Here is a 22490-nt window from a genome sequence, read left to right on the forward strand (position 1 = left end):
GCAATACGCAACTTGGAACAGGACAGAGGACGGGAATGGGGAGGCTCTTTGCAACATATGATCTTGAAACACCGACAACTCTGGAGCGGGCCGCCGAGGTAATCGCAGGTGAGCAATCCTCGGGAACATTCCTGAAGCTGCCGGGTGAAACAGACCGGTTAAAAGAGCTCTCCGGGGCAAGGGTCGAGCGGGTCACGGCAACATCGAGCAGCAGGGTTCCCTCGCTGCCGTGCCGGATCAGCGCGGAGACCTACACGCGCGGCGAGGTCGTTCTTTCCTGGCCGCTCGAGAACATGGGCACATCCCTTCCCAACGTCCTGGCAACCGTTGCCGGCAACCTTTTCGAACTGGCAGACGTGTCCGCGCTTCGCCTGACAGACATTTCGTTTCCTGAAGAATTCGCCGTGACGTATCCGGGTCCGGCCTACGGCCGGCAGGGAACTCTGGCGCTTGCCGGTGTCAGGGACCGGCCGATGATCGGCACGATCATCAAACCAAGCGTCGGTCTCTCACCTGCCGAAACAGCGTCTCTTGTCGCAAAACTCGCCGACGGTGGAATCGATTTCATCAAGGATGATGAATTGCAGGCGAACGGGCCTCACTGCCCGTTCGAGGATCGCCTGAACGAAGTCATGAAAGTCATCAATTCGCATGCGGACCGCACCGGCAGGAAGGTGATGTACGCCTTCAACATCACCGACGAGCTGGACGTGATGCGCCGTAATGCCGACCTCCTGCAACAGGCCGGCGGCACCTGTGCGATGGTCAGCCTGTTTTCACTTGGCCTTACGGGCCTGACCGCCATCCGGCGGCACGTTGATCTTCCACTTCATTGCCACAGAAACGGTTGGGGCATTTATTCCAGATCGCCGGATATCGGCATCTCGTTTCGTGTCTGGCAGAAGTTCTGGAGGCTCGCCGGAGCGGATCATCTGCATGTCAACGGGATCGCGAACAAGTTCACAGAGGCCGACACCACGGTTATCGAAAACGCCCGCTCTCTCGATGATCCCTTGTCAGAAGAGCGCGGATATCAGGCGATGCCGGTATTCTCGTCGGGTCAGACAGCCGTTCAAATGGAAGACACCTGCCGGGCCGTAGGGCACACCGACTTCATTTATTGTGCCGGGGGCGGGATCATGGGACATCCCGGCGGTGTTGCCGGCGGTGTCGCCAGCCTGAAGCAGGCTGCAGAGGCTTCCGTCGGCGGAATTCCGGCACATGTTTTCGCGAAAGATCACAAGGAACTTTCCGAGGCCCTGGACCTGTTCGGCAAAAAAGACGGCACCGGAGCAAGGAAATGACCGGCGATCTTCTCATTTCCTATTACGGTGACGATTTCACCGGATCGACGGACGTGATGGAAGCCCTGACAACCGGAGGCGTCGAAACCGTCCTGTTCACGTCAATCCCCGGCGAAAAACAGCTCGAAAAGTTCAAGCATTGCCGAGCGGTCGGCCTGGCAGGCATCAGCCGTAGCCAGACACCCGAGTGGATGTCGGAGCACCTACCGGCGATTTTCTCCTGGCTGTGGACGCTCGATGCGCGTTTCTGCCACTACAAGACCTGCTCGACCTTCGACAGTTCGCCGCGGAAGGGCTCCATCGGCCGTGCCCTGGAAATCGGCCTGGAAACGTTCAGCCAGAAACGGACAGCAGTTGTGGTCGGGGCTCCTCAGCTTCGGCGCTACACCTATTTCGGCAATTTGTTCGCGGCTTACCGGGATGAAGTTTACAGAATAGACAGACATCCCGTGATGAGCAGGCACCCGGCAACGCCGATGCACGAAGCGGATCTGGTAAAACACCTGTCAGGGCAAACGAACCTGCCCTTTGAATGCCTGACCCCGCTGGACGGTTCCATCGCCGCCAAGCACGGCAAGGTCCCGGACATCGGCCAGGTGCGCAACCCCAATCTCCTGATAGATGTTTACGACAGCCTGTCCCAGGTGGCCGCGGGAAGTTATCTCGAAGAAAGCAGGCAGGACCTGGGTCCATTCATTGCCGGCTCGTCCGGCGTTGAATACGCCCTCTTGCACAAATGGCGCGAACTTGGCCTGCTGCAGCCACCGAAACCTTCTCCGCCTCTGACGTCCAAATCCCGTATCGCTGTTGTCTCGGGAAGCTGCTCACCAACAACCGCGCGTCAAATCGAAACCGCGGAACATTTGGGTTTCAGGGGCATCGAAGTCGATTTCAATGCACTGGCAACCGGCCACGGTATCAAGCAGGAATTCGAACGTGTGCTGCAGATCGCTTCCGAGGTACTCGAAACCGGCCAAAGTCTGATCCTGTACACCGCAAAAGGTAAAACCACCGAAGAGGTAACAGGGTCCGTGAACCTCGATCAGGTCGGCAAAACCCTCGGCCGCCTTCTGGCTACCCTCAAGGATCGGCATGGTCTCGAGCGTGTTGCCGTTGCCGGTGGTGACACATCAAGCCACGCTCTGGCGGAACTGGACATTTTCGCCCTGACACTCCGCCAGGCCATCCCGACCACACCCGGTTCGCCAGTGTGCACCGCCCATACTCGCGGAGGATCAGAACTCGAAATTGCGCTAAAGGGCGGCCAGATCGGAAATGACAGCTATTTTGCAGATCTTCGAGACGGCACGTTCAAGCCCTGACGACCAAGACAGGAAAGCAATTGCCAGGTCGTTCTCCGTGCTGAAATCCGCTCAAATGAAGCCCCACTCACAGTGGAGTTTCCACGGGTGGTATGTCGGTGGAATTACGGCTCCCTGACACCAGGCAAGCGGTGGCAACCTACCATGCAAAGCCGTATGGTCCTTTCATCGCCACAACCTTTGATATATTTCCGTGGAGAGTTCCCGACCATATCAACAGGTCACGGGCTAACGCTGGCCGCAAACCCAAAATGAAGAATGCAAGCAAAAGGGCTGGCAACCGATGCCGATGATCACGGATCCGGAGGATTTTTTTACCAAGGGCTGTGGTCGTTGTGAACGCTTTGAAACGCCTGACTGTTCAACCCGTCCCTGGATCGACGGTCTGAGGCATCTGCGCCGTATCTGCCTTGACTTGGAACTGGAAGAAACCGTCAAGTGGGGGCATCCCACCTATATGCACGCTGGCCGAAACATAGCGATTTTTGGGGCGTTTCGCAGCGATTTTCGTCTGAGTTTCATGAACGCCGGTCTCCTGAATGACACGGAAAATGTGCTTGAACCACAGGGACCGAACGCTCGTACACCGAGCATAATCCGCTTTGCCGATGTGGCCCTGGTTGAAGAGATGGAACCAGTGATCCGCGCGTATCTTCAGCAACTTATGGACCATGCGGAAAAAGGCACGAAGCCACCAAAGGTACGAACGGAAATTGACATGCCGGATGAATTGGCTGAGGCCCTGCAAACGGACCGGGAGCTGGCCGATGCATTTTATGCGCTCACGCCGGGTCGGCAAAGAAGCTACATGTTCAATCTTAACCAGGCCAAACAGTCCGCAACACGTGTCGCTCGAATCGAGAAGTTCCGCCACAAGATCATTTCCGGCAAGGGCGCCATGGAACGTTAGAATGTGCGGCCACAGCTCTGGAACCGTTGCGGACGTCCAAGTCTATCCAGACGTTTTTTCTCGATTGCCGCTACCTAGTAACGGGCTGATTTCTCCACTCGGGAAGCGGGAAGAGTTTGTCGTAAGCCCAGTTAAAGGCAAAAGCGTAGACCAGGTAGAAGGCTACGAAAAACAGATCCATTACCAGAGCCTGCCAAAGGGACACATCCAGATACCAGGCGATGAATGGCATCAGAACGATCAGCAGACCAATCTCGAAGAAAATCGAATGGATGATGCGCACAATGAGCGTCTTCAGGGTCTTGCCCGTAAGGCGCCTGTAGGTCACGTCGAAAACGAAATTATAGACGACGTTCCAGAGCGTCGCGATGGTTGCACTGACCACACTGACGACACCAACATCATGCAGTGGCACGCCAAAGGCGACCGTTCCAAGCGGGACGGCCAGGACGAGTGCGATAATTTCGAAGCTTAGTGCTTGGCGAAGACGATCGAGCGGGGACCGCATTGAAACCTCAACAATGGTAGCGGGTCGTCCCGCTTTGTTATTTCCACATATGAGGTCGTCCTCAACGCGCCGATATAGAAATCCTGCACGCTCTTTTCAAGTTGGATCGATGAAGCCTGAAAGTGTCTGGACCGGAGAGGGCCACCCATCAAATTCGGCCTCATAATGCGGCTTCTCGGGCAAAAGCGACACCAAAATGTGCCGCAGCAAGTTTGGAAGCCAAAAGACCTGGTCCAAACGGCACGTCACTTCGACGGAGGGCGTTCCAGGTCAACCCTGCTGCGGGCGCCAGTCAGCCGATGGAATGACGTTGATCATCCATGGAATGCCGAAACGGTCGACCAGAGAGCCGAAACCTGGTGACCAGAAGGTTTCTGCAAACGGCATCACCGTCTTGCCGCCTGCGGACAGTTGATCGAACCAACGTTCCGCTTCTGCCATGTCTTCGGTATGCAGCGTGACATCGAAGCCGTTTTTGGGTTTATCGATGCCAGGCGCCCATCCGGTGTCCATATCGGCACCCATCAGCGCCTGGTCACCAACTTCCAGCCAGCAGTGCATCAGCCAGGTCTTGTACGTCTCATCGGTGATGGGCATGCCTGGAGGTGCGTCGGCATAAGGCATGGCGGCTGTAATCTTCCCGTTGAGTACCTTCGCATAATACTCAAAAGCCTCAAGACATTGGCCCCGGAAGCTTAGACTGGTAACGATTTTCACGGTTGTCTCCTTTCGATTGGTGTTTGCAGGTGCTCCCCGCGAGACGCCGAGCCCGGAATTGCGAAACTGAGCTGCTCCTGTCTTTCAAGAAGCGCAACGGCGGCACGGTCGTTGGTATCGCGGAAGAGGTTCATTTTCAGGCGTCCGCATGCACTGCCAGATCGATATACGGCAATGGGGGCGCATCCAGGCCGTTGAAGGGGTCACGCCAGGCATCGATCTGTTCGAGCTGGTGATACCAACGAGCGATGCAAGAATAGTCTTCGATCGGCAGTCCTGCGACATCATTGAAGGGCAGATACGCCGCCATTCGGAAGTCGGCATAGGAAACCGAATTTCCGACGAGCCACTCGCGTTGAAAAAATTCGACTTCGAGAATTTCCGCGGACCTGCGGAAGAGGCGTAGACCTTCCTCGATTTTCTTCGGGTCAATCGGACCAAGCCGGTAGCGCTGTTTGGTCCCCCGTTCGAAATGAACAATATCGCAAGCTTTCTCGAAGTTCTCCTTGCTCCAGCTCAGCCAACGGATCATCTCCGGTTCGTCGTCGCCGGTGCGCCAGAAATTCGAACGTCCGAGGCGCGAAAGCCGGCAGGCAATTGCATCGGTCTCCCAAAGGCTTTTTCCCGAGTCTGAGAGTATGGGTAACAACAGATTGGGATTTAGCGGTAGAAACCTCTCAGCCTCACCAGGGGCGAGGGGCGAGGCAAATTCGAACTCGATATTTGCGTCGAGATAGCGAGCCACCGCGACCGCCAGTCGAGGATTGGGATTTCGGCTGAAGAACAGTTTCATTCCATATCACTCCCGGTGTTCGGCCATTCCAAACGAAATGCTGACTGCACCCGGCGGCCTTTTCGTTAGCAGTAATATCAATCCGGACATTTCCAACATCGCCTTTGCAGAGGCATTCTTTCCGCGGACAAAAAGTAGTCTGCCAGGCAACAAACCGTCGACCTTGGCACTGCTCGCAGATGTTTTCCTCGACCTTGGCTCTACCTCAAGCAGATCTTTTTCCCCTGTGAAGACCACTCTTTTGGCTCCCCACTCCGCGATTGTTTCGCCAGTCAAAGTAGGAGGACTATCGTGCGCCAGCGAAGGATGACAGATTTAGTATTAAAAAACAACTGACAGTATTAAAAAGCGATCAAACGGCCGAAACTGTTCAAATTGCAAACACCTTCCGCTGATTTGTCACCTCAAACGGTGGCTGGCGTTTCCTTGGCGTTGAGACCCGCAAGGTCAGGCTCTTCATTGTCCAAATAAAGAGAGAAGCCGTTCGCTTGTTCATCGCCCAAGTGAGGGTGAAGCAGTATGCTGGGGGTCAGGCAATCGCCTGCACTTTGCAAGCGGCAAGGGAGCGGCGGGGCCTAATACCGCGCCTGCATCCTTCCCCCCCTTACCACTTTGCCACCGGCTCGAACCCGCTGTCCGCGACCGGTCAACGCGATGAACCACGAGAGGTGGAGGGACAACATAACCCGTATAGTAGAGAACACCGTGATTGATCGGAAAATAGCGGCGCAATGTACCGGCTTGCTCAAGAGTGCCCGATACGAACCGATTCAGCGCAACATGCTCTAAAGTCAACAAAATTGAAAGAGACGTCTCCTCAAGCAATTTTGAAGAGGAGACTGAACTGCCTTTGATGAGATCTACCATCAGGCAAATCGAAATTGACAACGCTATTGTTTTCGATAATATTTTTGAAATACTAATTTGAAATTGAAAATAACGTTAGCAGTCGCACGGTCGTTGATAACGAAGAGATACCTGCGACCAAACATGCCGAGCAGGCTCGATACAAGACTTCTGATTGCACTTTTTGAATGTCGAGCAGCCACGTCATTTCAGACCAAACAGGGCTGACAATGGACGTTAATCACCTTTGTTTTCGATAATTGAATATGGTCCGCTATGAATTCCACTTCGCCGCAAAGTTCGCAATTCAACTATTCCGTACACGGTCTGCGCGGCGTTGCGTCGATCATGGTGCTGGTCGCTCATATTCTCGGTGGAACAGCCGAACACATCTACAATGACAGGCCGGGATATGTTGAAGGGATCGTGCCGTTTCACAACTTCGGCACATCCGGCGTCATGTTGTTTTTCGTAATCAGCGGGTTTGTCATCCTGCCGAGCGTGATGAGATATTCTCCGTCAGAGTTTGCCCTCAGGCGCCTTCTGAGGCTCTATCCGCTCTTTCTCGTGTCGACATTGTTTTTTGCCATCCTGAATGGCGCGACAAACAGGTACCCGGAACTGAACAACCTTGAGTCAGTCCTGTTTTCCCTGACCTTCCTGGATTTGTTCACAACAACAAAGCAGGTTGCCCCGAACGCCTGGAGCCTGACCTATGAAGTGATGTTTTATACGTTGGCCTGCATGACGTATTATTTCCTGACAAGAAAAATGAACATCGTCTGGAAGATCGCATCCCTGGCGATACCGGTACTGTTTACCTATTACTATCCGAAGGCGCTGTTTTTTCTGTCCGGGGCCGCCATCTACTGGATGTACAGGAGCGAAATCACCAACGGCTTGAAGTACACGAAAACGCTTGAGGCCATTTCGTTTTTCGTCTGGGTCTATCTGGCTTCCACGTGGGACTTCAAGTTTCGGACGTACGAGTTCTATGAGGCCTATCCGACCATCATACCCGCCCCGGCGCTCCTGGTCCTGGCCACCGCGACCTACTTCTTTTTTGCGGCTTCGAGAGACAGCCTGACCGGGAAATTACTGAACAACAGGATCATGTTCTTCTTCGGAACAATAAGCTACAGCTTCTACCTGGTTCATCCGTATATATACTTTGCTACACGGCAAATTTTCTCATCTCTCGGCCTGTTTGGCGACAATATATTTGTGTCCCTTCTAATTTTTGGCACGGTCGTATTTATTCTCACAACAATCTTCTCGCACTTCTCCTATCTGATACTCGAGAGACTGCCGTACCAAATCTTCTTCGGTCAGAAAATCTACCGAAACAGAAGGGTTCAGAACGCCTGATAACGTGGCACACGCCAATCAACGCTGGACCGCGTGTGAACCCGAGGCATTGATGGCCTTATGGCCAATCTGGGTTGATCGGCATGACGCTGGCGGCTGCTTTCAGGCGGGGGCCTTTGCAGGTGACTTGTGCGACACCGCAAGCGATCGATCAGCGATCGAAGCGACTTTTTCGGCCAGCTCGATGATCCGCTCCTGTTCCCACGTGGTATCCACGAGGAAGGCGAGACTTGTCTCGCCCAGCTGCCTGGCAACGGGAAGCGGTTTGTCGGGCCCCAGCCCGCGGTCGCGAAACATTGCTTCTTTGTAGATCTCCGAACAGCTTCCGGAAAATGCGGGCAGACCCGCTTCGGCAATTTCGGCAAGGATCCGGTCGCGCGACCAGCTGTCGGCCATGGCGTCCGGGCGTACGAAGGCGTAAAAGCGATAATAGGCATGGGTGACGGACTGAGGCGGAACGGGAACCCGTAACGCACTCGATCCGCTGAGGATCTCGGCAAGCGTCAAGGCATTGCGCGTCCGGTGGGCGCGGGTTTCCGCGAGCCGCGACAATTGTATGCGCCCGATAGCGGCCGAAGGTCCCGCCATGCGAAGGTTGGTGCCCGGGCCTGAATCATGCAGCCATCGAAAGCCGGGCAGATGGTCTTTTTCAAACACCGTCGCATAGCCCTTGCCATGATCCTTGAAACTCCAGGCGCGAGACCAAAGGTCGGGATTGTCGGTGAGAAGCATCCCCCCTTCGCCCCCTGTCGAGATTATCTTGTCCTGACAGAATGAATAGGAGCCGAAAACACCCAGCGTACCCACGTGCCGTTCACCGATCATCGCGCCATGTGCCTGGGCGCAATCTTCGATTACCCAGATATTGTGGGCGCGGGCAAGAGCCAGGATGCCGTCCATGTCGCAGGGCCAGCCTGCCAGATGCACGGGCAGGATGCCGACCGTGCGCGAGGTGATGAGAGGGGCAATCGTCTCCGGCGTGATGTTCTGGCTGTCCGGATCAATGTCGGCGAACACCGGAATGCCGCCGGCCAGGAGCACACAGCTGGCAGATGCAACGAAGCTGCGTGGGGTCACGATGACTTCGTCGCCCGGCTGAATGTCGAGAATTCGCAGCGCGGTGTCCAGTGTTACCGAACCATTGGCCATTGCGATTGCGTGAGCAGCGCCGGTGTAGTCGCAATACTCCGCTTCGAAGGCAAAGACGTCCGGGCCGGTCCAGGCATTCACCTTGCCGGACCGCAGGACGCCGGTAACGGCATCGATCTCTTCGTCAGTGTAGACTGGCCAACCGCCCATATCCTCTCTCCTCAGACCACATAACGCACAAGGACGAACCCCTCGGCGGCAGAACGGTGAACGGTCGCCCCGCGCAAGGTGGCCAGCGCCCGCAGGGACTCCACCGACCTTTCGTGGGGTGCCTCGCGAACCTGACTTGCGAACAGCTGGAAAGCCTCGAGCTTGCGGTCGAGCGTTGCTGAAATGTCCACGAACACATTGGGAACGAATGCCGGCGTGAGGTACGGCGCATTCCAGTTGGTTTCCGAAAGAGTTTCGTAAGCCGCAATGACAGAGGGATGCCGGGCCTGATGGGGCCGGCTGGCAACCAGGGTGGACAGAAAGCAGAGCTGATGGTCGAGATGAATGTCGCCCGGATGAGGTGCCAGGACCAGTGTCGGGTCGAGATCCCGAACGAGCGCGCCCAGCCCGCCGTTCAGGTCGGCATGAGGATACTCTGCCAATTCAGCGGCAGGAAAATCGAGCCAGTGGGTTTGCGAAATGCCCAGATGGGCGTGCGCGGCTGCGGCTTCTTCGCGAACCGTGTGGATCTGCTCGGCTGAGAACCTGGGCGGACGTCCGCGTGTGACAATGGCGACATGCACCGCTCTGCCTTGATCCGCAAGACGGGCAATTGTGCCTCCGGCACCCAGAACTTCGTCATCGGGATGGGGCGCGATTACAAGTGCCGGGCCGTCGCCGGTGAAAATTGGTGAATTCATGATTTTGCACGACTGCTGAATTTGGAGTGAAGACCTGGGCACCGGTCGGGGCCGGTCCATTCGAGAATTTCAAGACATTGGCCGTCGCCGCATGCGACGGTAAATACCGAACCGTCAACCGCCTGGACCTGGCCAGGAAGACCGATGTAACGACCCTTGTGGGGGCAATGCCTGGCACGGGTCACGGTCAGCATGCTCCCGTCAGAGGTTTCCGTAAAAGCTCCGGGATAGGGGGGACCGACGGCACGAATAAGCCGGTCGATCTCTGCAGCGGAGCGGGTCCAGTCGATAAGACCATCTTCCGGCCGCCGCCGCGCACATATGCTTACGCCGTTTTCAGACTGCGGTTCGGACGGCACCTCGCCGGACTGGATCCGGGTCAACAAGGGCGGCAGCATCTGCGACACTGCGTTCCTGACGCGGTCATAGAGTTCACGAGCAGTGATCGTTTCCGGGTCGATGTCGTACCGCATCTGAGCTGCGATCGGGCCATCGTCCACGCCCTCACCAAGCCAGAACAGGGTTGCGCCAGCTTCGGTTTCACCCACGAGGATCGTCCAGGGGATGACACCTCGGCCGCGCAGGCGCGGCAGGGCAGAGGGATGGAACCCGATACAGCCGAGCCGTGGTATGGCGCGAAAGTCCGGCCCGCAAATCTGCGACCAGCCGATAACGAGTATCAGGTCAGGGTCGACTTCACGAAGAACCTTGAGCGTCTCCTCGCTGTCGGATCGTGAAGTGTGGTGTACTGGCACGCCGTACTTTTCGGCCGTCGGCGCGAGATCGGCAAAATCCGAGTGCCGGCCGGACAGCTGCGGCGGCAGTGTCACCACGAGGGCGGGAACGTGACCGGCGGCGCAAATTGCGGCAAGAGCTTCAAGAGACCCTTCGACCGCACCCACAAAGACGGTCTTCATGCGGAAACCTGCTTGTTGTCGGCCCTGTTATCGAGACCTTTCCAGGAGCTTGCGGCATCGAGCCGGCTCGCATTCTTGTGCTCACCGAAAAGTGCAACCCCGATAGTTTCAAAGATAATCTGAAGATCGAGCGCTGCGGAGCGATGCGCGATGTACCAAAGGTCCAGTCGCAATTTCTCCTCGTTGCTCAACGACGTGTTACCGCTCACCTGGGCCCATCCGGTGAGCCCCGGCCGCACGGCTCCGCGCCGGACACCGTCCGCCCCGAATTGCGTCACTGTCTCAGGCTTCAAGGGGCGTGGTCCGACCAGGGCCATCTCACCGCGAAGGATTGACAGCAGCTGCGGAAACTCATCGAGCCGAAGGCGTCTCAGCCAAATACCGGATGTGGAGACGCGTCTTTCGTCGGGCAGCAGGTTCCCGCCGGCATCGCGCGCATCGCTCATGGTGCGCAGCTTGGCGAGGATAAACACCGTGCCGCCTTTTCCTGCTCGCGTTTGCGTGAAAAAAACCGGCCGACCCAACGTAAGCAGTGTGAGCAATGCCGCGAACACGAAAAACGGAAATGCAAAAACCAGCGCACAGAGGCACAATAAAATTTCAATAAACCTGTTCATCGGAATCCTTGGCTCCTGAAATTAAAAAACAGAGAAGATTCTGAAGGCCAATAAAACCAAAATAGAAAGAAAACTACGAACCTAAGACAAGCATCTACCTCGCAATATTGACACACTAGCCAAAATTTACAAGTGGAAGTCACATCATTGTTTAAGCACCTGGACAACAACCCGAATGCGCCCTGGGAATTCCTTTCCGAAGCCGCCAATTCAGCAACGGAAGGGTAGGGACGAACTACCTGCTCCGAAGCCGGCAAAGAATTGAACAACACCTTTACAGAGGCGCCTCGAAATCCCCTGACAGAGCTCCATGGAGTGTCTGTCCGCCGTCCTCGCTTCGCTCCAGCCACCCCGGCTGCAGGTCTAACCGAAGGGAAAACGCGTCGTCCGAATGCGGTTCGAACGGCAACAGGAAGGGCCCAAATTCATCATAAATCAGGCTCCGCGATAGTGGCGATGACGTTTTTTGCACTGTCAGAATGCTGCATCCTGAACTGGCTGATTTTAATTGTTTTTTCCGTATTTTTTGGGGGTTTGGAAACTCTAAAAAGGCCATCGGATCAATCCGCCCAAGAAATTTGTGGAAAAAAACTATTTATTAACCTTGCGTTATGTGTTACACCTTGGGTTGAAATTGCAAGACTAAATTTAACATGAAATGCTGTGACGTATGGCATTTTTTCATGCTCTGAAGATTTTATTTTTGAAACCTGATCATTATTTTAGATGATCGACGTCCTTTTAAGGGACTAATCTTCGGAAAAACTGAAAATATTTGTCGAAACTACATTCACGAAGTGGGAATCGTTTTATTTATTTTCCATTTTGTAAATACGCCACCGTCGCAGCAACAAAAAACAAAGAATAATCAGTCCGTTAAAAAATAGCGGACGGCGAGGCACAGCTATTTTTGTGCCTCAAGTGTTTAGCGGAGCGTTTGCTTATGGCGGATTTTTATTCTTCTGAGACGACGTCGAAGATTGGGATAAAAGCATCGGGTCACTCTGTCTTGGAAAGCCAGCCGAAGATTAATCGGTGGTTCCAACAATTATTGGCCGAGCTGAAAGCTAATCGCAGACTTGTCCTGGGTGACGTCGTTTCAATTACACTGTCTGCAGCGCTTGCGGTGCTCCTGACGGTGACCGGATCGGCTCAAAAGCAGTTATTGCCTGCGATACTGCCATTTGCGGCGCTGGCATGTGTCTGCGGTCTCGTGATTTTCCCATTGGCCGGGTTCTACCGCCGGGACACGCGATCAACTTCGTTGAGAGACATCGTTGTTCTGCTCAAGGGAGCCCTGCTCACAAGCGTTTCGCTTGCAATCCTGTCACGTTTCAACCTTATGACAGCCTCCGTTCCCATCCCTGTCGTGATCGTTCAGTTTTACCTCGCCGTGCCAGCGCTCGGTGCGTTGCGGGTTATCGCCAGGGGCCGGGAGCTGACCCGTCAAAGCCGCCACCTCAAGGAGAAAGAGGTGGATTCGAGGATTCCGGTACTTCTGGTGGGGACCGGCGCAAGTTGCGATCTCTTCCTGCGCTCCTTGCGCAATACCGGCTCCCGCTACCTTCCGGTCGGAATTATCGATGATGCCCGCAACACCCAGGGGCTCTACTTCCACGACGTCCAGATCATCGGAACGCTGAGAGATCCTGAAAACGTGATCGAACGGCTTTCGCATTGGAACGTACTGCCACAGCGGCTGCTTCTGACCGAACCGACGACCCATTTCGACAGCGACGGCATCCAGAAACTGACTGTCTGGGCCAGTGGACATGGGGTGACCGTTTCGAGGCTTCACGGGCTGGAGGATCTTGGTTCCCCAGACCTGGGCGAAGGGCAGAACATGAGAACCGTGGATCCGGATGACATTCTGGATCGGCCGCAAAAGGCAGTGGAACGCTCGTTGCTGTTCGAAGTCTTCAAGGGGCGACGCGTCCTGGTGACAGGTGCCGGCGGGTCGATCGGCAGCGAACTCACACGGCAGATCGCGTCCTTCCATCCGGCAGAGATCGTGATCATCGACAACTGCGAATTCAACGCCTACTCGATCGATATGGATCTGTCGCAGCATTTTCCCGATGTGCCGCGGCGGATGTATGTGGCTTCCATCGTCGATGCGGACCGCGTCAACTCGATCTTCCGGCAACACCGTCCGGAACTGGTATTCAATGCGGCAGCCCTGAAGCATGTGCCGATCGTCGAGCTCAACCCGTGCGAAGGCGTTCTGACGAATGTTGTCGGATCGAGAAACGTTGCCGATGCGGCCCGCGAAATCGGTGCTCTCGCAATGGTACAGATCTCGACCGACAAGGCCGTCAACACGACCAACGTCATGGGGGCAACCAAACGCGTCGCGGAATTCTACGTCCAGGCGCAAGACCGTATCACCAACGAGACGGAAGAACGCACCAGGTTCTTCTCTGTTCGATTTGGCAATGTCCTGGGGTCCTCAGGGTCGTTGATACCGCTGTTCCAGCGCCAGATCTCAAACGGTGGACCGATCACGATCACCGATCCCAAGATGGAACGGTACTTCATGACGATCCGCGAAGCGGTCCAGTTGACACTGGTATCTGCGGCGAGCGGCCTGAAGTTCGACACCAGCCAGGGTGAGATCTTCGTCCTGGACATGGGCAAGCCGGTCAAGATCGTCGATCTTGCAGAACGCATGATCCGTCTTGCCGGACTGACACCTCACCAGGACATCAAGATCAATTTCATCGGCATGCGTCCCGGCGAGAAGCTGTTCGAGGAACTGTTCGACAAATCGGAAGCCCGCGCCGATTGCGGAATTCCCGGTGTCAGCGCCGCACGTCCGGAAGGCGTTCCGATTGCGCGGCTGCGGGCAATGATCCTGAAGCTGGAGCTTGCCGCACGGTGTCAGAACGGGTCCTTGGTCAACCAGTTGCTTCGGGACCTGGTGCCTGGCTACGGCACAAAAACCTCGTGTGCGGTGGAGCCGGCCAAAGTTGGTGCAAGCGCTGCATGGTCAGGTGCGAAGGAAATGACCGTGAAGTTGCCAATTCCGCCCCATGCCGTTCTGCGGCCGGTTGGTGCACCTGAAGTGCTGAGTACTGGCTAATGAGCGCTTCTGCCAACCATATGGACTACGCGGTCAGTGTGTCTTCCAAGTCGGGGACAGGGTCTTCCGGGCGCCGTCGGCGGGCTGTGGTCGTCGGTAGCCTGGGGTATTCGCTGGTCAATTTCCGGCTGGATCTCATGCGGCGCTTCCAGGCAAACGGCTATGAAGTGACCGCTTTCGCCGCCGAGATCGATGCCGAGACCGCCAGAATTCTGGACGAGAACGGGATCGCTCATCGCGAAATTCCCATGAAACGCACAGGGACGAACCCCTTCAGCGATCTTGTCAGCCTCTGGGCTCTCATTCGTGCACTTCGCGAGGAAAAGCCGGAACTCGTGTTCGCATATACAATGAAGCCGATCGTCTATGCCTGCCTTGCAGCACAACTGGTCGGCATCCGGTCCCGCTACGCGCTGTTCACCGGGCTTGGATATGCCTTCATGGAAGAAAATCCAACCGGACGCAGGCGCTATGTCCGCAGTGCCTCCGTATTGCTGCACCGGATCGCACTGCGCAAACTTACCGCGGCTTTCTGCTACAACAGCGCGGACCGCCGGGATATCCGGAACTATCGGCTGATACCGGACCAGGTGCCTCTTCACGACATTCCGGGTTCAGGCGTAGACACGGCACGCTTTTCGGCGACACCTGTTCCGCAGGGACCAGTCCGCTTCCTGTTCGTGGGGCGGCTGCTTCAGTCCAAGGGGCTTGCTCTTCTTGCCGAAGCCGCGAAGCTCCTCAAGACGCAGGGGCTCGAATTCGAGCTCGACATCCTGGGCCCGACCGACAGTAATCCCGATGCGATCGAACCAGAGCAGCTCGACGCTTGGCAAAGCGAAGGATTGCTGCGATATCGCGGCGCGACAAACGATGTCGTCCCCTTCCTTCAGGCGAGCAGCGTGCTGGTTCTTCCGACGTCGCTGCGGGAAGGCATTCCACGTTCCATTCTCGAGGCCATGTCCTGCGGGCGCGCTGTCATCACCACCGATGCGCCGGGGTGCGGCGAGACGATAGAAAACGGTGTTTCCGGTTTCGTCGTCCCGCGCGGTGATGTTCAAGCTCTCGCCGCTGCGATGAAAAGCTTCATCGAAACACCGTCGCAAGCTGCAAAGATGGGAGCGGCTGCGCGGGCGCTCGTTTGCAGCAGGAATGACATTCACCGGGTGAATGCCAGGCTGATGCAGCTCATGGGCATCGAAGCCGTCCGATATGCTTCCGGCTCGCGTAGCCTGGGTTCTCCGGCCGAAGCCGAACCGGTCTGCCAGGTCTCGGAGGTAGCCCTCCCATGACGCAGTCCGTCACAACGGCCCGCACGGCATTCTCCGACCTGATGACTTCCCGGGTCGTGCGTTTTCTTGGCGCCGGCATAATCAATACAGCGTTCGGATACGGGGTCTTCGCAATCCTCGTCCTTGCAGGTGTGCACCCGCAGGTCGCTCTCGTGGCGCAGTTCGGTCTCGGGGTCATCTGGAACTATTCCATCCATGCCCGGTTTGTTTTCGGTGTCAGCGGCTTTGGCAGGCTTCCGCTCTACGGCCTCGCCTATGTGGCAGCCTATGCATTCAACGCGCTGTTGCTTGCGGTCCTGACCGGCGCCGGGATACCTGCGCTCGGTGCCCAGCTCCTGTCGCTGCCGCCTGTCGTGGCCTTGTCCTATATTCTTGTTGCCCGCGCCCTCGGCGTGCGGGCGGGCAGAAAGGACGCACAGCAATGAGTGTCCTGCAGTCCAACCAATTGGCCGCCGCGGTGGATCAGGCTTCACATGCCGGACACCGTCAGAAATGGCTGCGCCTTACAGTCAGTGTGGCGTCGGTTGCGGGAGTCGCGCTGCTGCTTGGCGCTCTTTACGGCAGGCTGATGACCTTCGGTTTGCGGCGGGACGAGATGATGTTCGTTCCCCCCGCGCAATATATGCCGGACTGGCAGCTATACCAGGACGTCTTCTTCAATCATGTGCCGAATGTCGCCTGGTTCTTCCACTCCATGCATATCGTCTTCGGCGATCAGGGTTTGCTGGGCGCGGCAAGGACAGGCGTCTTTCTTCTTTGGGTGCTGCTGATCCTTGCGATTGTCTGGACCACGCTGCGCATTTCGCGATCCTGGCTGCTGGCACTGTTCTCGGCCGTGGCCATTCTCGCCGCGGATCCGTTGCTCGGCCAGGCCGGTATGGCCGCGACCAACAACCTGCTGCCGCTGCCGTTTGCGGTGCTGGGGCTAGGCCTTTTCGTGGTCGAGACCATGGAACAGCGGCCGCGATCCAGCCTGATCTTCGTTGCCGGAATGTGCCTTTCGCTCGCAGCAGGCAGCAAGGTCAGTGCGGTGGTCTTCATTCCCCCGGTCGCGCTTGCCGCATTCCTGCTTCCGGCACGTATTTCCTTGCGCACACGCCTGACCGGAACTGTTCTTCCGCTCGCCGCCGGCGGGCTGGTCGGAGCCTTGCCCGTCTTCTGGTATCTGCTGGACGATCCGCAGCTCTTTCTTGCGCATGTTCTGTCATTTCATACTGGCCCGCACATCGCCTACTGGACGGCGAACGCCGCCAGCGAACCCGGCCTGGCGATGGGGCTTGGCGGCAAGTTGCAGCTCGCGTTCGGAGCCTGGCTGGCAGGTGGTTCTCTGATCCTTGCAACAGTGCTGGTTTACCTGTTCTGGATGTCGCTCCAGGCAGGGCACAAAGGTGAACGGCAGGACGGCAAATGTCTCGGACAGATTGTTGTCGTCCTCGCAGTCACGGCTCTTGCTGCCGTTCTAAGCTTCGTTCCGACACCCGGTTTTCCGCAGTATTACATTCAGCCGCTGGTCTGCCTTCCGATCCTTGGTGCGTTGCTTTACCGGCAGATCGGAACACGGGACCTCCAGCAAGTGGTGCCGGTTCTTTGTGCCAGCATGTTTGTCATGCTCGTCATCACGCTTCCGCGGCTCATGCCCGGGCTCGCAAGCCTCGCCAAACCTGATGACTTTACCTCCGCACGCCTGGTTCGCGGCGGCCAGGAATTGCAGCAGGCGCTGGCCTCGCACAATGTGCCTGAAGGCCCCGTGGCAACCTTCATGCCGCTTTACCCGATGGAAGCCGGTCTCGACATCTATCCGGAATTTGCCTCCGGTCAGTTCGCATACCGGATCGCGCCTTACACGGACGCCGAACTTGCCGCTTTCTATCGGATGGTCGGCGCCGACGGTCTGGGAAATCTGTTCGGCAAACAGCCTCCGGCAGCCATCCTCATTGGCTACGACCCCGACCTTGAAGCGCCGATGCTCGAGTATGTGCGGGCAAACAATTACCTGGAAGTTCCGGTTGCCGAACTGAGCAACCGTTACGGAGAAGGCCGACTTTTTGTTCGAACAACGGGAGGCCAGGACTGAGCCGCCGGTCTGTGGCTCTCAATGTTTTGTCAGTGCGATCGTTTCAGTCGAACTGACTTCGTTTCACACCAAGATGTTGTTTTCAGTGTTTAGACAATCAGGGAGAAGAAAAATGCAAACCGTACTTCTTGCCGGAGGGTTAGGCTCACGCCTGGCTGAAGAAACAGTCACCATTCCCAAGCCGATGGTCGAGGTCGGTGGTCGACCGATCATCGCTCGCGTGATGGATATTTACAGTCATTTCGGCCATCGCGACTTCGTTGTTGCGGCCGGTTACAAGGCGTTGCTGATTAAACAGTTCTTCGCCAACTACCATCTTATTGCCAACAATATTTCCGTTTCGGTGGATACAGGAAAGCTGCGTCTCGTACCGTCGGAACCGGGCGGCTGGAACGTCTGCGTTGTCGACACCGGTTCCCACACGATGACCAGTGGCCGCATTCGCAGGCTGCGTGACTGGCTCAACAACGAAACCTTCATGTGCACCTATTCGGACGGTCTGGGCAATATCGACATCAACGCCCTGCTCGACTTCCACAAGTCACATGGAAAGCTTGCCACCGTCACCGCCGTTCAGCCGCCTGCACGCTTCGGCAACATCGAACTCAAGGGTGATCGGGTCTTCGCGTTTACGGAAAAGGTTCGCAAGCGCGACACCTGGATCAACGGCGGCTACTTCGTGTTCGAACCGGGTGTTCTGGATTACATGGTCGATGATGCCGAACCGCTCGAGCAGTCGCCCCTGACCCAGATGGCCAAGGACGGCGAACTGATGGCGTATCGTCACGACGGTTTCTGGCATCCGATGGATACCGTGCGCGATCGGGACACGCTCAATTCGCTGTGCGATGAGCTTCCGCCGCCGTGGTTGCGGTTTAATGAGGAAATGCCAGCCAATATGCCGGCACTCGCGATCTGAGACGACGACCATGTCCGAGTTTATCGATCCTCATATTGGCCGAGCTTTCGCCGGCCGCCGGGTTCTCGTCACAGGCCACACAGGGTTCAAGGGCGGCTGGCTTTCGGCCTGGCTGTTGCACCTGGGAGCCGATGTCGTTGGCCTGTCCCTGCCACCCAGTGAAGGACCGGGTGTCTTCAAATCCTGCGGTCTCGCCGATCGCATGGACAGCCGGATTGCCGACATCCGGGATCGGGGAGCGTTGCAGGAAGCTCTGCGCGGCGTGGATGCGGAGATCGTATTCCATCTGGCTGCCCAGCCCCTGGTGCGCCATTCGTACCGGCATCCGGCGGAAACCTTTGCAACCAACGTGTCGGGAACGGCCAACGTCCTGGATACGGTTCGCCAGATGCCTTCGCTGCGCGCTGTCGTCGTGATCACGACCGACAAGTGTTACGACAACCGCGAATGGACCTGGGGCTACCGAGAGATCGACCCGCTTGGTGGCCACGACCCCTACAGCGCGTCGAAGGCGTGTACCGAACTTGTGGCGCAAGCCTACCGCCACGCCTACTTCGCCGATAGCAACGGACCGCAGCTGGCCACGGCCAGGGCCGGCAACGTCATTGGTGGCGGTGACTGGGGTGAGGAGCGGCTGGTGCCGGACATCGTGCGGGCAGCGTCAACCGGCGTTCCGCTCGAGATCCGCAGCCCCGAGGCGGTGCGCCCGTGGCAACACGTACTGGAGCCGCTTTCGGGCTATCTCCAGCTTGCGGCTCGGCTTGTTGACGACGGCTCCGAGTTTGCTGGCGCCTGGAATTTTGGTCCCGAGCTGGAAAGCACGGTCAATGTACGCGAGCTGATGCAGATGGTGCGGACAGCCTGGGGGCAAGGCGCCCCGGAGGTTCGTTTTCCGGAGCAGCAGACGGGAACGTCATCGGCCCTGCACGAGGCCGGCATTTTGCGCCTCGACAGCACCAAGGCCCGCACCCGCCTCGGATGGCGGCCGCAGCTCAGGCTTGCCGAGGCAATCGGAATGACAATCGACTGGTACAAGGCACACGCGCTTGGCGACGACATGAGCGACTGCACCGAACAGCAGCTTGCCGGCTACAGCGCCCTGATGGCTGGCAGCAGTCTCACGCGCTACGCGATGGTCGCTGAATAGACAGCGCGAGATCACCGGAGAAATTGACACATGCGAGTTAATTACGGTCAGACAGTACACGGACAGGAAGAGATCGACGCCGTGGTCGAAGTGCTCAAGACCTCGACCCAGATGGGTCCGCGTGTCCGTGACATGCAACAGAAGGTCGCCGAGCTTTTCAGCAAGAACTTCGGGATCATGGTCAACTCGGGTTCTTCGGCCAATTACCTGGCCGTGGAAATCCTCGATCTACCCAAAGGCAGCGAGGTCATCACACCGGCGCTGACTTTTGCCACCACGGTTGCCCCGCTTGTGCGCCAGGGCCTTGTGCCGGCATTCGTCGACGCTGCCGAAGGCACCTACAACATCGACGAGACAGCCATCGAACGCATGATCACACCTGCGACCTCCGCAGTGATGATCCCGTCCCTGATCGGCAATCTGCCGAACTGGAAGCGCATTCGCGAGATCGCCGATGCCCACGGCCTCAAGGTGATCGAAGACAGTGCCGATACTCTGGGCGCGACGATTTCCGGTGAAAGCACGGGTATCTACTCGGATGTCTCGACGACGAGCTTTTACGGTTCGCACGTCATCAACGGAGCCGGCAACGGCGGCATGCTTTGCGTCAACACCCCCGAGCTGGCGCGCAAGGCTTTGTTGCTGCGTTCATGGGGACGCAGTTCATCGCTCTTTGTTGAATCGGAAGCAATCGAGAACCGGTTCAATGTCCGCCTCGATGACATCGAATATGACGCGAAGTTCGTCTTCGAAGCGCTGGGGTACAATCTGGAGCCTTCGGAAATCAGCGCGGCGTTCGGTCTCGTGCAACTCGGTAAGCTGCAACACAACATTGCAGTGCGCGAACGGCATTTTGAAGCTCACAAGCGGTTCTTCGCCGACTATGAAGACTGGTTTGTCCTGCCGCGCCAGTTGGAAGGTGCCAGGACGGGATGGCTGGCTTTCCCGCTGACAATTCGGGACGACGCGCCGTTTACCAGACGTGAGCTTCAGATCTATCTCGAAAAGGCGGACATCCAGACCCGCCCGGTCTTTACCGGCAATATTCTGCGCCAGCCGGCAATGAAGAACATCGACTGCCGCGTCGATCCGTCCGGCTATCCGATCGCCGACAAGGTGATGCGTGGCGGCATCCTTCTGGCCTGCCATCACGGCCTCAACGACGATCACGTCGAATACATGCACGCGCGCGTATCCGATTTCCTGAACCGGTTTTCCGCCGGTTTCGGTGCCATGGCGGCAGGCAACGAGAGGGTGGGATGACGCCAAGCCTACCGCACCCTTCAGGAGGTGCCTGTCGGGCGATGGGCAGGGACTTTCGGGGAGGAGCGGCGCCGAAAGCTTGAATTGCCGCGAATTCTGCCTGGTGGAGTTCGCAATGAACCTGACCCTGACAATGCAAGTCATTTTAAGAGCGATTGAAAAAAATGAATAAATTCGAGCTAGACAAGTCCATTCGCCGTACCTGCAGAACCTGCGGTTCCGAGGATCTTTTGCTGTTCCTTCCCATGGGAGCTCATCCGCCGGCCAACTTGTTTGCCAGCGCGGCTGATCGCGACCAGCCCCAGGTTGCCTTTCCGCTCAACACGCAAGCCTGCCTCGATTGCGGCTTGATCCAGGTTGCGGATCAGGTGCCGGCCGATTTCTTCACCAACTACCTTTATGTACCTTCCGGCGCCGCGACCATGCATTCCCATTTCGCGGAGCTTGCGGAGGTTGCCGTTAGCAAGGCGAACGGTGGGCTGATCGTCGATATCGGCTGCAACGACGGGCTCATGCTGTCCCACGCCAACCGGCTGGGCGGCAAGACGCTTGGTGTGGATCCGGCTGCGAACCTTGCGACAATTGCGCAGGAGCGCGGCGTGAGGGTGCACACGGCATTCTTCAACCCCGAGACGGCAGCGGAATTGAGGGCGTCCGAAGGTCCCGCCGCCGTGATCACGACTTCGAACACCTTCAACCATATCGATGACTTGCACGGCTTCACCGAGGGCGTGCTGACGCTTCTTGACGACGACGGTGTCTTCATCATCGAGGTGCCGTGGGGCAAGGAGATCCTCGAGACCAATGAATTCGACAATGTCTACCATGAGCATCTGTCGGAACTGAGCCTGCTTTCGATTGTCCGTTTGGGCGAAAGCGTCGGCCTCGATGTGGTCGATGTCACCAAGCTTCCGGTGCACGGAGGCTCGATGCGCGTATTCATGCAACCGGCCGCCTTGAAGGTGGAACGCGCGGCAATCGTCGACGAGATGCTTGAAGATGAACGCCAGGCCGGCATGACGGAGGCCGCGACCTACCAGGATTTCGCCGAGCGGGTTCACCAGATCCGCAACGATCTGACCGGGCTGCTGGCGGAGTTGAAGGCAGAAGGCAAATCAATTGCCGGCTACGGCGCTCCCGCCAAGGGCAATACGTTGCTCAACTTTTTCGGGATCGGCACGGAGACGCTCGATTTCCTGGTCGACAGAAACACGCTGAAACAGGGTCTCTTCTCTCCGGGCATGCATATTCCGGTTCTCTCGCCGGAAGCCGTAGCCGAGAGGCAACCAGATTACCTGCTGGTTCTTGCATGGAATTTCCTGGATGAAATCCGCGAGCAGATGGCCGAATTCGAAGCGAAGGGCGGCAAGTTCATCGTTCCCCTTCCGGTGCCGAAAATCGTTCCCTGAGGCAG

20 protein-coding genes are annotated in these 22490 nt (G+C 57.2%); 13 read left to right on the forward strand and 7 right to left on the reverse strand.

Going from position 1 to position 22490, the window contains the following annotated elements; all coding sequences use genetic code 11:
* Positions 1 to 35 precede the first annotated feature (35 nt).
* From J7447_RS24385 to J7447_RS24395, 3 genes are all read left to right on the forward strand, one after another.
* The gene (locus J7447_RS24385) at positions 36 to 1304 is read left to right on the forward strand and encodes a ribulose-bisphosphate carboxylase large subunit family protein (protein ID WP_209171215.1); all 1269 of its coding nucleotides are present in this window, start codon (positions 36 to 38) and stop codon (positions 1302 to 1304) included.
* Complete coding sequence (locus tag J7447_RS24390) at positions 1301 to 2626, forward strand: four-carbon acid sugar kinase family protein (RefSeq protein WP_209171216.1); 1326 nt, start codon at positions 1301 to 1303, stop codon at positions 2624 to 2626. The genes J7447_RS24385 and J7447_RS24390 overlap by 4 nt, the downstream gene beginning before the upstream one ends.
* A 289-nt stretch (positions 2627 to 2915) precedes the next feature.
* Positions 2916 to 3536, forward strand: coding sequence for a YdeI/OmpD-associated family protein (locus tag J7447_RS24395; RefSeq protein WP_209171329.1), 621 nt, complete (start codon positions 2916 to 2918; stop codon positions 3534 to 3536).
* A gap of 70 nt (positions 3537 to 3606) precedes the next feature.
* Here the strand turns inward: J7447_RS24395 and J7447_RS24400 are convergent, their stop codons facing one another.
* From J7447_RS24400 to J7447_RS24410, 3 genes are all read right to left on the reverse strand, one after another.
* A complete protein-coding gene (locus J7447_RS24400) occupies positions 3607 to 4044 on the reverse strand; it encodes a PACE efflux transporter (RefSeq protein WP_209171217.1) in 438 nt (145 codons plus the stop codon).
* Positions 4045 to 4314: 270 nt separating this feature from the next.
* Positions 4315 to 4761 carry a VOC family protein gene (locus tag J7447_RS24405; RefSeq protein WP_209171218.1) on the reverse strand — a complete coding sequence of 149 codons (447 nt, stop codon included), beginning with the start codon at positions 4759 to 4761 and terminating at the stop codon, positions 4315 to 4317.
* Between the two features lie 136 nt (positions 4762 to 4897).
* Entirely contained in the window at positions 4898 to 5554 is a 657-nt protein-coding gene (locus tag J7447_RS24410; RefSeq protein ID WP_209171219.1) for a glutathione S-transferase family protein, read from the reverse strand.
* 1122 nt (positions 5555 to 6676) lie between these two features.
* Here J7447_RS24410 and J7447_RS24415 point away from each other — a divergent pair.
* Positions 6677 to 7768, forward strand: a complete 1092-nt coding sequence (locus tag J7447_RS24415; RefSeq protein WP_286189533.1) for an acyltransferase — start codon at positions 6677 to 6679, stop codon at positions 7766 to 7768.
* Between the two features lie 102 nt (positions 7769 to 7870).
* Here the strand turns inward: J7447_RS24415 and J7447_RS24420 are convergent, their stop codons facing one another.
* The 4 genes from J7447_RS24420 to J7447_RS24435 are packed head-to-tail and all read right to left on the reverse strand — an operon-like array spanning position 7871 to position 11302.
* Positions 7871 to 9067: a DegT/DnrJ/EryC1/StrS aminotransferase family protein gene (locus tag J7447_RS24420; protein WP_209171221.1), complete on the reverse strand. Its 1197-nt coding sequence runs from the start codon at positions 9065 to 9067 to the stop codon at positions 7871 to 7873.
* A gap of 11 nt (positions 9068 to 9078) precedes the next feature.
* Complete coding sequence (locus J7447_RS24425; RefSeq protein WP_022999547.1) at positions 9079 to 9768, reverse strand: PIG-L deacetylase family protein; 690 nt, start codon at positions 9766 to 9768, stop codon at positions 9079 to 9081.
* Positions 9765 to 10685: a methionyl-tRNA formyltransferase gene (locus J7447_RS24430; protein ID WP_209171222.1), complete on the reverse strand. Its 921-nt coding sequence runs from the start codon at positions 10683 to 10685 to the stop codon at positions 9765 to 9767. The genes J7447_RS24425 and J7447_RS24430 overlap by 4 nt, the downstream gene beginning before the upstream one ends.
* On the reverse strand, positions 10682 to 11302 hold the full coding sequence (locus J7447_RS24435) for a sugar transferase (protein WP_209171223.1): 621 nt from the start codon (positions 11300 to 11302) through the stop codon (positions 10682 to 10684). Before J7447_RS24435 ends, J7447_RS24430 begins: the two co-directional genes overlap by 4 nt.
* Before the next feature lie 315 nt (positions 11303 to 11617).
* Between J7447_RS24435 and J7447_RS24440 the strand changes: the two genes are divergently transcribed.
* From J7447_RS24440 to J7447_RS24480, 9 genes are all read left to right on the forward strand, one after another.
* On the forward strand, positions 11618 to 11959 hold the full coding sequence (locus J7447_RS24440) for a hypothetical protein (protein WP_209171224.1): 342 nt from the start codon (positions 11618 to 11620) through the stop codon (positions 11957 to 11959).
* Positions 11960 to 12566: 607 nt separating this feature from the next.
* Positions 12567 to 14384 carry a nucleoside-diphosphate sugar epimerase/dehydratase gene (locus J7447_RS24445; RefSeq protein WP_209171225.1) on the forward strand — a complete coding sequence of 606 codons (1818 nt, stop codon included), beginning with the start codon at positions 12567 to 12569 and terminating at the stop codon, positions 14382 to 14384.
* The gene (locus J7447_RS24450) at positions 14384 to 15673 is read left to right on the forward strand and encodes a glycosyltransferase family 4 protein (RefSeq protein WP_209171226.1); all 1290 of its coding nucleotides are present in this window, start codon (positions 14384 to 14386) and stop codon (positions 15671 to 15673) included. The genes J7447_RS24445 and J7447_RS24450 overlap by 1 nt, the downstream gene beginning before the upstream one ends.
* Positions 15670 to 16098, forward strand: coding sequence for a GtrA family protein (locus J7447_RS24455; RefSeq protein WP_168687789.1), 429 nt, complete (start codon positions 15670 to 15672; stop codon positions 16096 to 16098). The genes J7447_RS24450 and J7447_RS24455 overlap by 4 nt, the downstream gene beginning before the upstream one ends.
* Positions 16095 to 17747 (forward strand): hypothetical protein, encoded by a 1653-nt coding sequence (locus J7447_RS24460; protein WP_209171227.1) that lies wholly within the window; start codon positions 16095 to 16097, stop codon positions 17745 to 17747. The genes J7447_RS24455 and J7447_RS24460 overlap by 4 nt, the downstream gene beginning before the upstream one ends.
* Before the next feature lie 112 nt (positions 17748 to 17859).
* The gene (gene rfbF, locus J7447_RS24465; protein ID WP_022999554.1) at positions 17860 to 18666 is read left to right on the forward strand and encodes a glucose-1-phosphate cytidylyltransferase; all 807 of its coding nucleotides are present in this window, start codon (positions 17860 to 17862) and stop codon (positions 18664 to 18666) included.
* 10 nt (positions 18667 to 18676) lie between these two features.
* Positions 18677 to 19813 (forward strand): CDP-glucose 4,6-dehydratase, encoded by a 1137-nt coding sequence (rfbG, locus tag J7447_RS24470; RefSeq protein ID WP_168687791.1) that lies wholly within the window; start codon positions 18677 to 18679, stop codon positions 19811 to 19813.
* Between the two features lie 30 nt (positions 19814 to 19843).
* Complete coding sequence (locus tag J7447_RS24475; protein WP_022999556.1) at positions 19844 to 21076, forward strand: DegT/DnrJ/EryC1/StrS family aminotransferase; 1233 nt, start codon at positions 19844 to 19846, stop codon at positions 21074 to 21076.
* A gap of 164 nt (positions 21077 to 21240) precedes the next feature.
* The gene (locus J7447_RS24480; protein WP_209171228.1) at positions 21241 to 22485 is read left to right on the forward strand and encodes a class I SAM-dependent methyltransferase; all 1245 of its coding nucleotides are present in this window, start codon (positions 21241 to 21243) and stop codon (positions 22483 to 22485) included.
* The last annotated feature ends 5 nt before the right edge of the window (positions 22486 to 22490 follow it).

It is taken from the genome of Labrenzia sp. R5_0 (assembly GCF_017743835.1).
GTDB classification, from domain to species: Bacteria; Pseudomonadota; Alphaproteobacteria; order Rhizobiales; family Stappiaceae; genus Roseibium; species Roseibium algicola.